10 protein-coding genes are annotated in these 14,670 nt (G+C 27.5%); 4 read left to right on the forward strand and 6 right to left on the reverse strand.

Going from position 1 to position 14,670, the window contains the following annotated elements:
• Nucleotides 1-119 precede the first annotated feature (119 nt).
• The gene (locus ACA135_RS05305; protein WP_409197723.1) at nucleotides 120-839 is read right to left on the reverse strand and encodes an iron dependent repressor, metal binding and dimerization domain protein; all 720 of its coding nucleotides are present in this window, start codon (nucleotides 837-839) and stop codon (nucleotides 120-122) included.
• A 242-nt stretch (nucleotides 840-1,081) separates the two neighbouring features.
• On the opposite strand from ACA135_RS05305, the gene ACA135_RS05310 reads away from it, so the two are divergent.
• Both ACA135_RS05310 and ACA135_RS05315 read left to right on the forward strand, forming a co-directional pair.
• Entirely contained in the window at nucleotides 1,082-1,795 is a 714-nt protein-coding gene (locus ACA135_RS05310) for a hypothetical protein (RefSeq protein WP_409197724.1), read from the forward strand.
• Nucleotides 1,796-1,800: 5 nt separating this feature from the next.
• Nucleotides 1,801-2,286 (forward strand): hypothetical protein, encoded by a 486-nt coding sequence (locus ACA135_RS05315; RefSeq protein ID WP_409197725.1) that lies wholly within the window; start codon nucleotides 1,801-1,803, stop codon nucleotides 2,284-2,286.
• A 116-nt stretch (nucleotides 2,287-2,402) separates the two neighbouring features.
• Here ACA135_RS05315 and ACA135_RS05320 read toward each other — a convergent pair whose 3' ends face one another.
• The 4 genes from ACA135_RS05320 to ACA135_RS05335 all read right to left on the reverse strand — a co-directional run bounded on the left by ACA135_RS05320 (nucleotide 2,403) and on the right by ACA135_RS05335 (nucleotide 11,331).
• Nucleotides 2,403-5,957 carry a transglutaminase domain-containing protein gene (locus tag ACA135_RS05320; protein WP_409197726.1) on the reverse strand — a complete coding sequence of 1,185 codons (3,555 nt, stop codon included), beginning with the start codon at nucleotides 5,955-5,957 and terminating at the stop codon, nucleotides 2,403-2,405.
• Between the two features lie 1,442 nt (nucleotides 5,958-7,399).
• The gene (gene thsA / locus ACA135_RS05325; protein WP_409197727.1) at nucleotides 7,400-9,073 is read right to left on the reverse strand and encodes a thermosome subunit alpha; all 1,674 of its coding nucleotides are present in this window, start codon (nucleotides 9,071-9,073) and stop codon (nucleotides 7,400-7,402) included.
• A gap of 233 nt (nucleotides 9,074-9,306) precedes the next feature.
• Nucleotides 9,307-9,981 carry a DNA alkylation repair protein gene (locus ACA135_RS05330; protein ID WP_409197728.1) on the reverse strand — a complete coding sequence of 225 codons (675 nt, stop codon included), beginning with the start codon at nucleotides 9,979-9,981 and terminating at the stop codon, nucleotides 9,307-9,309.
• Nucleotides 9,982-10,107: 126 nt separating this feature from the next.
• Nucleotides 10,108-11,331: an FprA family A-type flavoprotein gene (locus ACA135_RS05335; RefSeq protein WP_409197729.1), complete on the reverse strand. Its 1,224-nt coding sequence runs from the start codon at nucleotides 11,329-11,331 to the stop codon at nucleotides 10,108-10,110.
• Between the two features lie 138 nt (nucleotides 11,332-11,469).
• On the opposite strand from ACA135_RS05335, the gene ACA135_RS05340 reads away from it, so the two are divergent.
• Entirely contained in the window at nucleotides 11,470-12,297 is an 828-nt protein-coding gene (locus ACA135_RS05340) for an alpha/beta fold hydrolase (RefSeq protein WP_409197730.1), read from the forward strand.
• Between the two features lie 24 nt (nucleotides 12,298-12,321).
• The gene (locus ACA135_RS05345) at nucleotides 12,322-13,143 is read left to right on the forward strand and encodes a pyrroline-5-carboxylate reductase family protein (protein ID WP_409197731.1); all 822 of its coding nucleotides are present in this window, start codon (nucleotides 12,322-12,324) and stop codon (nucleotides 13,141-13,143) included.
• A gap of 202 nt (nucleotides 13,144-13,345) precedes the next feature.
• On the opposite strand, the gene ACA135_RS05350 is transcribed toward ACA135_RS05345, so the two are convergent.
• Nucleotides 13,346-14,551: a PH domain-containing protein gene (locus tag ACA135_RS05350; RefSeq protein WP_409197732.1), complete on the reverse strand. Its 1,206-nt coding sequence runs from the start codon at nucleotides 14,549-14,551 to the stop codon at nucleotides 13,346-13,348.
• Nucleotides 14,552-14,670 lie beyond the last annotated feature (119 nt).

Here is a 14,670-nt window from a genome sequence, read left to right on the forward strand (position 1 = left end):
TCTTTTATACTTATAAAAATTTTTAAAGATAAGTGGGTGGTTTTATAATTATTTTTTCTTTAAAAACTTTTAAATGGTTGTTAAATTAAATGGTGGAAATTTTATTTAACTATTATTATTTAGTTTTCTATTTTTATAAAGATATTGTTTGAGATTTCTGGTTTTAATATTTTTTGTTTAGAATTAACCAGGATATTTATGACATTGCTTGTTTCATCTTTTTTATTGAATGAAATTTCTGTTCCTATTGCTATGCCTTGACTTAATATTTTTGTTAATGTTTCTTCATCTCCTCTTATGAATAAAACTGTGCCTTTTTGTTTTGGTAAGAGATCAATTATACTTATAAGATTTTCATTTCTTATTCCTACTTCTGCAATATCTTTTGTGTTTTGCATACATTCTTCACAGTTTTCAAAGTCGAAGTGGCATGGAGGGATTAAATGATTATCTGGACATACATCGGGATATTTTAACATGTGACATAATGCTCTTTCTGCTTCATCTGATAATGCATGTTCCATTGCACATGCTTCTAAGTGAACATTTTCATCTTTTATTTTAAGAATATCTTTTAAGAATCTTTCAAGTATTCTATGTTTGCGTGTAATTTTTTGAGATACTGTTAATCCTTTATCGGTTAATATTGCACCTTTGTATGGTATATATTTAATGTATCCTAATTGTTCTAACTTTTTTAGCATTTGAGTTACACTACCTGGTGCTATATTTAGGTTTTTGGAAATTGTGGTAGTGGATACATGGTTTTTGTTTTTCCCCTCTTTGTATAAAACTTCTAAGTATTCTTCTATATTTTCACTAATATCTTTTGTTGACATTTTATTGATTAATACCCTCTTGAAATTTTTTTAAATAGTAGATATATTATAAAATAAAGTATATAAAAGTTTTGGTTAACCTAAACTTTTAATTAATGTATGAAAATCAGGCTCTGTCAAAAACTTATGTGTTTTGATTTTTTGAAAGTTTTGGCTTATACTTTTTTTTAAGCTTTAAAATTGTTTTATTTTTGATTTAGAAATAGTAAATTTAATATATTAAGTGGAGCTAATATATTTATATGACTAAAACAAAAATAAAAGCTCCATGTTATACTATGGAGCCAATACAATTTAAACTTTACGATTTTTGTGAAGAGTTTTCTGGTTTTAGATCTGATGTGTCTAAAAAGTTGATTGGATGTCAAGAGATGAGTCCTAATTTGATTCGTCTTGAAAAAAATGGTAAGATAATATTTAGCAATAGTAATGCTGTTTGTCCAGTGTGTGGGTCTAACCATAGTCGTAAAAATGGTAAAATAGAACGTGAATTAATATTTTTGAATAAAGGAACTGAAACTTGTATTGTTCAAAAGTATAAATGTAAAAATTGTGGTAATGTATTTAATGCTGATTTATCCTCCATAGTTGAGGTTAATCGGAATATTACTAAGCCAGTAATTGATTTTATCCTTAAATCCTATAGTATTGGTGGTGATAGTATTCGTAAAATCATGCACAGGTTAAAAGAAATCCATAATGTGGATATTTCTTATCAAAGTGTTGAAAACATTTTATTAGGCTTTGAATATGAAATGGATAATGATTTTTATAGTCTTTCGGGTTATTACTTATTTGATGCTTTGTGGGTTAAAATTAACAGCACATGGAATTATCTTTTAGCTTTATTCGACCTACAAAGTAATACTATTGTTTCCTATGATTTAGCCTCTTCTGAGTCAGAAAAAAGTATTTTACAAGTTTTTAAGCGAATCTACTTACAATCAAGATCGTAAATATATTGTATACTGATTTAAAACATGAATATCGCCAACCAATACGAAAATTAGGTTTTAAACATCAATTCTGTGTGTTTCACACAAAACAAAAAATAAACAGAGACATAAACGATTACTTAAAACAAAACAAATTAAGTTTTGAAGATATTGAATCTGTAAAAACTTTTAAACATGAAATTTTCAATATTATGGATGCTCCAGACTTAGAAACAGCTAAAATAAACAGAGATAAACTTATCAAAGAACAAAAAACCCTACCTGAACCAATTTTCAAAATCTTATGGAAATTCATAGTCCCCTACTTCAAAAACTTAACATATTACATTAAAAACACTAACATTAGTCGTACGAGTAACAAAATCGAGAATATATTCCAAAAAGTATTCCCAAAACATATTAAAAGACTAATGAAAACAAAAACCGGATTAATCAACAGATTCAAACTAAAACTAGAATTCTGGAACATAAAAAATAAAAACCAAATTTAGCACACAAGTTTTTGACAGAGCCGAAAATCAAAACAATAAAAAAAATAATATAAAAAAAGGTTTTAAGGAAGAATAATTATTCATTCCTTAAAAATTGCTTAAAATAAATTTTGTGTTTAAAAACTTAATGAACTATAAATACCAGCTAAAGTAAAACTACCAGTATTCCAATTCACAATATTCCCTAAACTATTACGTTTACTGGTAGCATCTGCTACTTTCCAAACACCATCAACATATATTTGTGCCCATACATGACCTGTTACAAGTCCACTACTAAATACACAATTTTTACCATGAACGTATCTAGCAGGAATTCCAGCAGCACGACATAAAGCAATTACAAGGTGTGCATGATCTACACAATTACCTTTACCTGCATTAAGAGTACCAACAGCACCATATTTAGTATTAGCATAAAAACTGTAAGTGATTTCATCACGTACATAATTAAATATTGCAGTAGCCTTAGCAAGAGAAGATGTTAAACCACTAGTTAAACTAGCAGCTAAAGCTTTAATTTGTGCATTATTTACTTCACAATTATTAGTTGCAACAAGATATTTTGAAGTATCAGTACCATCACCTTTCTCATTTAAACCAGATCCAGAATCGCTAGAACTAGAAGATGAGCTTGTAGTAATAATACTAGTATTTACACTAATACTTGTAGGTAAAGTATTAGTACTTGCATAGCTTGTTAAGATATTAGCAAATATGTAAACATAATTATCATAGGATATTTTACCTAAACCATTTGATGAATCAAAGTTAGGTGTGTAACCATTTGCATTTACAAATTCAATTATTCTTGAAGCTAAAGCTAAATATTGAGTACTTGATAATTGACCAGTTAAATTATCACCTGCAGAGTTTGGTGCACTAGATACATCAGCAACTGCAATATTATCAGTTTGCCCTGCACTAATTTTTAGCAATGCAGTCGCCATTAAATATGCAAATCTAGATTCCTCATATTGAACACCATTTAATGTTGTATATAATGGCAATCTACCATTTTTTACAATAAATGCTTGAACTCTTTCAGCAGCACTAATAACATCCGCTATTGAAACATAAACTTTATTAGTTGAATTAGTTGAATTAGAACTTAAAACACCTTTAACAGTTGAAGAATCAAAAGATACAGAGTTAGGTAAACGTGCATTAGTATTAACAAATACTAACATTTTTGAGAAAGCATAAGTATATGATTCAAAACTAATTTGACCAATACTAGAACTTTTATCAAAATTTGGTAAAGCGTTATTAGTATTCACATAAGCAATAATCCGATTAACCAATAAAATAGTGTCAGCTAAAGTTAATGTTCCTGTAGCACTACCTGTTGAATTATTTGGAGAATTAACATCCACAAAATCAACAGCATTATTATTACCACTATTAATATTTAAAATAGCTTGTCCCATTAAATATGATACTTGAGCAATAGTATATTCAACACCATTATAAGTTACAGAACTTGGTAAATAACCAGTACTTAAAACAGATTGACTAACTGTATTTGCAATAGATTTAATATCATTAATACTTAAAGAACCAACAATATCTGAACCATTATCTGTACTATTATCAGAAGTAGCATTTACAAGAACACTAACTCCAACTTTAGTTAAAACTTTTGTAGATCCTACGATTTTTTCTTTACCAGTTACTGCACAATAATCAGAATCACAAATTGCACATGTTAATTCAACTTCAGATACATTTTTAGGATTAATTAATAATGTTCCATATAAATCACAATCTGGACAATAGTTAATGAAAGTTGTATTATAATAAGCATATTTAAATCCAGTATAATTACTTGCACTTGGTCTAGCTATTACGTTAATGTAATAATTATCAGAAATATCAGTAACAACTACACTAGCGGGGAGTGTTTTATGATTATAATAATAAGCCATAACTTTTGTAAATGTATAAACAATTGTATTATATTGAATAACTCCAATGTTTGAGCTTATACCAGGATTAGCAGAATTAGTTGATGACATATAATTACTAATTGAATTTGCTAAACTTAGATAATCAGTTTTATTCATATTAGATAATACACTTGTTCCTTTTGATCCAGATGGACCACTAATAGATATTATGGGAATATTAGCTGTAGAACCATTATTAATTTCTGCAATTGCTGTAGATAAGAAGTATAGGAATTGTGGTGTAGTATATTTAACACCATTAATTCCAACATATTCAGGAATCTGCCCTTCATAATCTTTTTCAATTAAATCTTTAAGTGATGTTGCAGCACTTCCAATTAAATCTATACTTATAGTAGTTTCATTATTATTCACAATGGATTCATAGTTTGTAAAATTTATTATATTTGTTAAACCATAACGGAATACAGAAACTCCACATGCTCCACCATCATATGCTGCTTGAACATCATTTGCAAGTTCAGTTGCACTGAGTAATGTAACATCATTATCAGATTTATATCCTTGTAATGCTGCCCAAACTAATGCCCCTGCACCATTTTGAACATACCATTTAGTAGTACTTGTTATCCAAGTACTAGTTTTACCATAGTTTCCTTTGTATAACATTGGCATTAATACATCTAAGTATTGTCCTAGTTGAGATACATCTTGACCATAATAATATGCTCCAGAAGTAGTTTCTGGCATGATAGTTCCTGCAACAATTAGGTTACTGTTTACAGTTTTAATAGCTTTTGTTAATTCTGATACAAATGTATTAATAGCTGCAGTAGAACCATTATATTGGTAAGCATTACCCGCATAACGAATATAATCTAATAATACTCCTTTAATTCCAGATGTGGATGCGTAAGTGATTGCATCATTAACTTTAGAATCAAGTAATGTAGTATTTATAGCACCAGTTGAAGATATAACTGGATTATAAAATGATCCATTTTCATGTAATATTTGCATCCAAATATAAACATCTATCCCTTTAGAACTTGCTGTTGAAATCCAAGATTCAATAGCACTTTTAGTATATAATGAAAATGCACCATAACTAAGAAATATAGCGTTAACTCCATTGTTTTTTAAATTATCTAAATCAACAGAGTACATATTCTTACCAAATAGCCATAAAGCATTACCTGAAACGGAAGTTACAGTTTCATATATAGAAAATGAACTTGTTCCAGATATAGGTGCATAAGTATTACTACCCTCAAAAGAGTAAGTCATATTATATGCTCCTGAAGCTAGATTAAGTTTTAAGTAAGCTATTCCTTTACTATTGGTTACATTGGAATAAGTTACATTTGTTGTTCCTTTTGAAATAGTGAAATATATTGTTTGACCAGATACAGGATTTCCATTAGAATCTAATAACACAACTTCATAATTACTTCCATATTGTATTGAACCAGTAGTTCCACTAATAACCGTATCTTTAATATTAACATTATTATTAGTTATAGTTATACTTGTAGAAGCTGCAGAAGCTAAATACTTACTATTACCTTTATAATTTAATTCAGCAGTGTAAGTTCCAGCACCTAAACCTATTAACATTGATCCTTTACCAGTAGAATCAGTTACAATTGTATATACTTTACTTGCAGATCCTTTAGATAAAGTTAAGTAAACAGTTTGTCCTGAGATAGGATTACCACTAACATCAACTAATGTGAAATTAAAATATCCATTTTGACCCAAAACAGCCGTATAAGGATTTACATTAATAATTGTTGATGTTAAATTGGTTGTAGCGGAATATACTGTAATACTGTTTGTTGAAGCAGTACTAGGATTATAAGTTACATTATTTCTTGTAGTGAATCCACCAAAACTTGCTTTTGCTGTGTAATCATTAGGAAATAAATTGATTTGAAGATAAGCTTTACCTTGTAAATCAGTTGTTGCCCAATAAATTTTACTTAAACCATTAGAAGGATTAGTTAAATTTAACGCAATGTGTTGTCCAATAACTGGAGTTCCATCTGCTTGTGTTAATAAAACTGTGTAATTTAATCCTTGTCCATAAATTTCAGTAAAATTATATCCAGTTAATATAGTGTTTATATTACTAGAATCTGAATTAGATAATGAAATGACTGCATTAGATGATTTTAAATTATTATCATTATTTGTTGTATAATTGCTGTCATCATTTCCATTAGCATTACTGGTTAAAATATTTGAATTGCTTGAACCAGTACTTAGACTACTATTATTATCTATAGTAATTTGATTGCTATTTGAAATTCCATTGTCTGAACTTTCAATACTAGTTTGATTGTTTAATTCAGTAGCACATACTCCACTTATAGAAACGAAGCATGAAACTAAGAGTACGACTAGTAAAGTTTTACTCCCAATTGAAATTGTTTCACCTCACAATATTACCACTTTATATTTTTTTACGGGAAAAATATTTTTATATTTTCTAAGTAAAAAAATCGGTAATAACATTTTTTTAAAATAAAAACAATCCATCTTAGAATTTTTTTTTAATAGTTCATCCAAAATAGATTGGTTAAGATTTATAGTGTTATTATAATATAAAAGTTTCTAACTAATAAATAAACCTAAAAAGGAGTTTTATAGTTTAATTACATTAAATAAAGGGGAAAAATCATTAAATTAAGTTTAAAAAATGGTAATGTATCTAAAAAAAATTTTATTGTTTTAAAATTTATTGATAATAATTACACAAAATATTATGACATGAAAATAGATATGTAATATTAAAGCTTTAAATTAAGATAAAAGGAAAATAAATCAATAATTTAATAAAAATTTAAAGATTTTAACTTATTACTGGATAAATTAAGTAATATTTAAGTTATTACCTTAAAAAAAGTTTAATAGTTAAGTTTTAATTTTTGATTAAGTTCTTTTAAAATCTTAAGTTTTAATTAAAGTAAATTTTTATAGAATATATCGGTTGAAATTTAAGAATTTAAAGTAGTAATGAAATTTAAGAATTTTTTTACTTTCGAAAACTTAAAACTAAAAGTTAGTTAATTATTAAACTAAAAATTTTAGGAAAGTAATTTGAAATAATTAATTATATAAAATAAATAAAATTTTTTAAAAAAGTTTTAATGAAAGAAATAAAAAAAAAGAAAGATGTTAAAAAATTTAATATAAATTTCTTACATCATTGGAGGCATGCCGCCCATACCACCCATTCCTCCTTGAGGAGGCATTGGTGGAAGGTTACCTGGGTCATCCATTCCTTCTGCTTTGTTTGGTTTGTTTAATGATCCTTCTGCTGCAACTAAATCATCAATACGTAATATCATTTCACATGCTTCTGCTGCAGATAAGATTGCTTGTTTTTTAACTCTTTGTGGTTCGATTACTCCACGGTCTTTCATGTTAACTACTTCACCGGTGAATACATCGATTCCCATGTAAGGATTTGTTTCATGTGCACTTCTAAGATCTACAAGAACATCAATTGCATCTAACCCTGCATTTTCTGCTAAAGTTCTTGGAATAATTTCTAATGCTTCAGCAAATGCTTTAATAGCTAATTGTTCTCTTCCTCCAATAGTATCAGCATATGCTTTTAATTGTTTAGCCATTTCAATTTCTGGTGATCCTCCACCAATAACAACTTTTTCATCTTCAATTGTTGCTGAAACTACTCCTAATGCATCTTCTAAAGCTCTTTCAATTTCTGAGGATATGTGTCTTGTACTTCCTCTTACTATTATACTACAGGATTTAGGATTATCACATTCTTCTACAAAAGTAAATTTTTGATCGAATATTTTCTTTTCAAAGATATGTCCTGCTGTACCAAGTTTATCTGAGGTTAAATCTTTAATATCGGTTACTAATTCAGCTCCAGTTGCTTTTGCAATACGGGATATGTCTGATTTTTTAACACGTTTTATTGCATATATTCCATTTTTAGCTAAGTAATGCATTGCAACATCATCAATTCCTTTTTGACAGAATAAAACATTTGCTCCTGATTCTACAATATTATTTACCATATTTTTTAATTCTTGTTCTTCACTATCAAGGAACATTTGTAATTGTTCTGGACTAGAAAAGTTTGCTTTGGAATCAGTGTTAGTGTCTTTGTGTTCTATTGGATATTTTAATAATGCGATTTTTGCATCATTTATTTCTTCAGGCATTGAAGGTGAAGCTCGACCTTTATCTATGAGTATTCCATCTATTATTTCTGATTCGGAAATTTCTCCACCATTAACTCTTTGTATATTTATGTCTTTTTTATCAACGTTTCCATTATTTTCTACACGTAAAACTGCTTCTACTATTACATCTGAAAGTTCATCAGCTGCGACATCTGTTCCTTTTCCAGTCATTGCGGTTTTTGCAATTTTTTCTAAAGTTTCTTTATCATTGGCATCTATTGATATTCCAAATAATATTTCTATAACTTTATCTAATGCTAAGGTGAATCCTCTTAGGACAGTACTTGCATGAACTCCATTTTCGAAAAGTTCTTCTGCTTTTTTAAGTAATTCTCCAGCAAGCACTACTACTGTAGTGGTTCCATCTCCTACTACATCATCTTGTTTTTTAGCTACTTCTACTAACATTTTTGCTGCTGGGTGTGTAATATCCATTTCTCCAAGTATGGTTGCTCCATCATTACTTACAACAATATCTCCCATACCATCTACTAGCATTTTATCCATCCCTTTAGGTCCAAGGGTTGTACGAATTGTTTCTGCTAAAGTTTTTCCTGCTAGTATGTTCATTTTTGTTGCTCTACTTCCTTGGAATCTTTCTGTTCCATCTCGTAGAATGAATATTGGTTGATTTTGTTGATTTCCATTTGCCATTATTATCCACCTTCATATTTTATTTTTTCTAAAAAATTTACATAAAATTCGTTTTTTAGCTTTTAAGAGCTTTAAACTTTGTTTTATGGTTTTTCATTTTAAAATTTAATTTTTTTATTAAAATTAAGAATAAATATTATTGTTTATTCATCATTTATAACATGGGTTAGAGGTTATATAAAAGCTTTACGGTTAAAAGTTACAAAAAGTTAATTTAATATTTTGATTAAAATTTAAGAAAATTTACTTTGAACTTTATCACTACTTAACTCCTTAATAACACTACGAGCAACCCATTTAGAACTTTTACTACCCATTTCAAGAATATCATAAGCCAAATCCAAAGAATTTTGATTACAAACAATATTACGTTTACCAATACTTCGTAAAGCCCAACTTACACTTTTTCGTACAAAATTACGATTATCTAAAGAGGCATTTTTAATAATTGGAAAAAATTTAAAAAAATAATCATCAGATGAGATTTTATCATGAACTGCTAAAACTGCTATAAGACTAAAAGCAGTACGTTTAACAAACTCTTCTTCAGCTTGAGCCCAGATAGGAATATTATTAATTGCTAATGGAACTTTATCAAAAAGATTTAAACAAGCTTGATCCACTATATCCCAACTATAAAAACTATAAACCCACTCGTTTAACTGATTTTCAGTTACTTTACCGGGATCTTCAACCATGGTAGCAAGTAATCTTGTTTCATGATATCCATAATCCCATAATTGTAAAGTTAATTCATGATTTTTACCAACTGTTTTAGCTATTTTACGTAAAAAAGGAATTCTAACACCATAAGCTTTTAAAGTTTTTATCCCAAATCGTTCCATACCTTTAATATTATCTAAATTTTGATTAGATTCTAACTCATGTATAATATCTTCAAATTCCATAATTTTCACCAAAAATAATATTTAAAAAAATAGTAAAATTTCCATTTTTTTTTTCAAATGTAATTATTATATATAATATATTAAAAAAAAAAAATTAGAAAATTAAGAATATAAAAAAAGTAAATTTTATTCTTTTATAGTTTTAGCTAGTTTTTTACCAGCTTCATAACATTCTTCAAGAATTTCTTCTGTAGGTGTGAATGTTGTTTCCACATCATCAAATATTTCAAATCCTGCACCTTCAAGAGATTCTTCAAGTTTCTTAACAGCTCCTCCACCCCATCCTTTGGAACTGAAAACTAATGCTTTTTTAATACTAGTGGTTTGTTTAAAGTTTAAACAATTAAACCAGTACATAGTGTTTCCTATACGTGGAAATGGATTGTTCATCATTGTAGGTGCACCTACTGCAATAGCTTTACTATCTAAAACATCAGACACTACATCATCTGCTCCATCCTCTTGCATGAAGTACATTTTCACTTCTACACCTTCACTCATGATTCCTTCAGCTACACTATAAGCCATTTTTTCAGTGGAGTGATGCATTGTATCATAAATAACTGTGATTTTATCTTTACAAACTCCATGAGACCAATCAGTGTAATAATTTAATATGGTTTCAGGATTCTTCCAAATTTCACCATGACATGGTGCTATCATTTTTATCTTTTCAAGTAAACCTAAATCTGCTACTTCTTGTAGTTTACGTCTTGCAGAAGGTGAACCAAAAGTTACAAGATTGGCATAATATTTTCTTGCAGCATCTTTAATAAAATCTGAATCATTTTCTTCCGCAAATCTTTGAGATAAGCATACATGTTGTCCAAAAGCATCATTAGAAAATAATATTCCATCTTCATTTAAAAAAGTGAACATATTATCTGGCCAGTGAAGCATTGGTGCTTGGATGAATGTGAATTTTTTACCACCTAAATCTAATTCATCACCAGTTTTTACTATGTTGATTTCTTGATCTTTTAATTCAAAGTATTGTAATTTTAAAAATTTATTACAATTTGGTGATGCATATACCTCTGCATCAGGGAATTTTTTTAAAGTTTCAGCAAGACAAGTTGCATGATCTGCTTCTGAATGATTTTGTATAAATACATCAATTTTTACGTCTTCTTTTCCTTCTTGTTTAAATGCATCTTGTATTCTAGCATATAATTGTGGAGACATACCAGCATAAACATTATCAATTAATGCTGTTTTTTCTTCACCAAATACAAGATAACAGTTATATGTGGTTCCTGGTATGGAGTATCCGTGGAAACTTCTAGCATCCCAATCTAATGCCCCTACCCAGTAAACACCTTCTCCTATTTTTACTGAATCAGCTTTCATATTTTTTAACCTCTGAAAATAAAATTCATGAAATAATATATTTTTATTAAAAGTTTAATTAATATTAATATAATATATTTAAATTAATTATTATTAAAATTTTTTATATAAATAAAACTATTGGTGATTTGAAAAATTATGATAAATGTTAATGAATTATTTTATGAAGAGGAAGGACTAGGTAATGAAGAGACAGTAATTTTTTTACACCCTAAAATATTATCAAATTGGATTTGGGAAGAACAAAAAGGGCAATTAGAAAATTATGATTGTATTTATTTAGATTTACCTAATCATGGAAATAGTCCTCCTATGGATACTTTTACTATTAAAGGAGTATGTGAACTTATTAAAGAGTTTATTTTAATGAAGATTAAACCTAGTTTTAAAAAGGATAAAGTGAATCTTGTTGGTATTGGAACTGGTGGTTTAATTGCATTTGAACTTTTATGTAAGTATCCAGAAATTGTAGATAAAATAATAGTTACAGGCATTTCAAGTCCTGAGGATGTTGGTTTTGAAAAACGTGAAACCAGTATGGTTAATATTTTTGATAATACAAAAAAGATTTTAGATAATAAACCTAAGGGTTTTTTAACTAAAGCTTGGCTTGCAAATTATGGTTTTTCTGGAAGATTTTCTAAAAAAATGAAATTTAGTTATGAAAATATAAGCCAAAAAGATTTAAAAGATATTAGTTTTGAAGCATTAAATTATAAAATACCTGAAGTAAAAGATGTGGATAAAGGTAAAGATTTATTAATAGCTTTTGGTACTAAAGATGAAAGAGTTGTGAATTATAGTAGTGTATTATTCCATTCTAAGTTTCCAAGTGCTAAATGTTTGAAAATTGATAAAGCATTACATATGTGGAATCTTTTAGAACCTAAGCTTTTTAATGAAATTATGGTTGATTTTATTAAAGAAGGTAATGTTAAGATTTATCCACAAATAGTTGAAGAATAAAAAAATTAAAAGGTTGTGATTTAAGTGTTTAATATTGGATTAATAGGTTATGGAAACATGGGATCCATGATTGTTAATAATATTTTGAAATTAGATTTATTATTAGAAGATGAGGTTCTTTTTGTAAGTAATCATAACATGAGTAAAATTGAAAGTTTAAAAGAAATTTATCCAGATGTTACTATTACTGATGATAATAAAGTGATTGCTGAAAATTGTGATGTTATAATTATTTGTGTAAAAAGTCCTGATTTTAAAGATGTGATTTGTGAAATTAAACCTTATTTAAAAAATAATGTTCATATAATTACTAGTTGTGCAGGTATAAACTTCAAAGAAGTTGAAGATTATTATGAAGGTAGTTTAAGTATTGTAATCCCTACATTAGCTTCTTATGTTGGACAAGCTTCTGAAATAACATCAAATAATAGAAGAAAAGGTATAACTTTATTTACTCATAATTCTAATGTTTCTAATCCTGAAAGAGTTTTTATTGAGGGATTATTTGATGAGTTTAGTTTTGTTAAAGTAGTTCATGATTATGAAGATTTAAAAATAGCAACTATTTTAACTAGTTGTTCTCCAGCTTTATTATCTTTACTTGTTGAAAAAATAGCGGATATTGCTGATAAAAATAGTAATTTTAGTAAAGATGATGTTGTTTATTTAATAACTAAGTCTTTATTAGGTACAGGTTTAATTTTAGATGATAGTTTTGAAACAAATGAAGTTATAGAAAAAGTTGCTACTCCTGGAGGAATTACCCAATTTGGTTTAGATTATTTAGATTCTGAAATTAGTGAGGACAGTAAAGAATTGTTTAAAATTTTACTTAAAAAATATTAAATTAAAATTTTTTATCTTATTTTTGTTTTAGTCTATTTTTTAATTCTTTTAAAATGATTTATTGATTAATAATAATTACGTTAACATTGTTAAGTTAACGTAGAGAGCATAATATTTTTTTAAATTATGAGCATATAATTAGTAATGTGAAAAATAGTGATAGTACATACATGAAGTAGATGAAAAAATTAAATTATTGAAATTATTTATTCTTTTTAAATTTTAAATCATGACGTTTCATAATATCACTATCTTCAAGATTTCTATGATTCTCATTATGAATTTCTTCAACAGGTTCATCATCATTATTTAAATAAGGAGCATAATCATAATCCTTATATTCATTGAACTGAGAAGGAGATTGTTGATAATTAGGTTGAACTTGTGGTTCAGGTTCATTATAATATTCCTCACGTTCATCATCAAAAAGATTATGTGGACCATTTTTATTTTTACCTAATTCTTCAAAAAGATTATGGGATTTTAAATTTGGATTTTCATTATTTCTAAACTTTACATCCCCATCCATATTGCGCATAGCTCTTTTAATATTATTATCAAAGTCACGATCATCAACAGGATTATGTGAATATTCTTGTTGATTTCTTATATTATTTAAATCCGGATTTTCTCTATCATGATAAGCATAACCTCTTTCTTCATCATCCATAGTATATAAGTTAGTACTGAAACCATAATCTTTAGAAAATGATTCTGGATCTTGATACTGATTTTGATAAGGATTATTCTCAACAGGTTCCTGATACTGATTCTGATAAGGATTATTCTGTTGATTATACTGATTATACGGTTCTTGATTTTGAGACCCATATGAATTTTCAGGCCCCATATTATTATGAATAGGTGTAACAGGTTGTGATTGAAATTTACTATATTGTAACTGTTCAAAAATTATCTCTTCAACTTCATGAGGATTTGATATTTGAGTTAATTGTAAATCCTTACCATCATATGCACTATATAATAGTACTGATCCTATACCTATCATTCTACCTACGATTCCTTGACTTATGACAACATCTTGAATAGTGTTATAAGGCATACTAGATTTATCTTTTCTTATAACTCCACTTTCAGTTATTATCCTACCAGAAGTTATAGTATATTTGTATGAAGACCAAGATAATAATTCAAATAATATGTATAAAACAATTAATATACCTATAACTAAGAATGCTATTGCTGTGTATTCTGTTAGAGGCCATTGTACAAAGTTGATGGTGTTAACGGTTAAATTGGCTACAAATTGAATGGTGGCTGTGTAGACATAAAAAATTACTCCAAGTAATATTACTGCAATCATAATGCCTTTATTACTTAGAAAAAAATTTGGTCTAGTCACTAGTAAAGTTTCTTCACCAGACCATCGTTTATCTCTTTTTAACATAGTAATTTATATTTATTAGATATCTTTATTTAAAACACTTTCTATATGAAATTATTTTGTTTAAAGGATTTTAAATAAAATTAGTAAAAGTTTAAAAATAGTATTGTAAAATTTTATAT

Origin of the sequence: Methanobrevibacter acididurans (assembly GCF_046197875.1) — an archaeon.
Classification (GTDB): domain Archaea; phylum Methanobacteriota; class Methanobacteria; order Methanobacteriales; family Methanobacteriaceae; genus Methanobrevibacter_A; species Methanobrevibacter_A acididurans.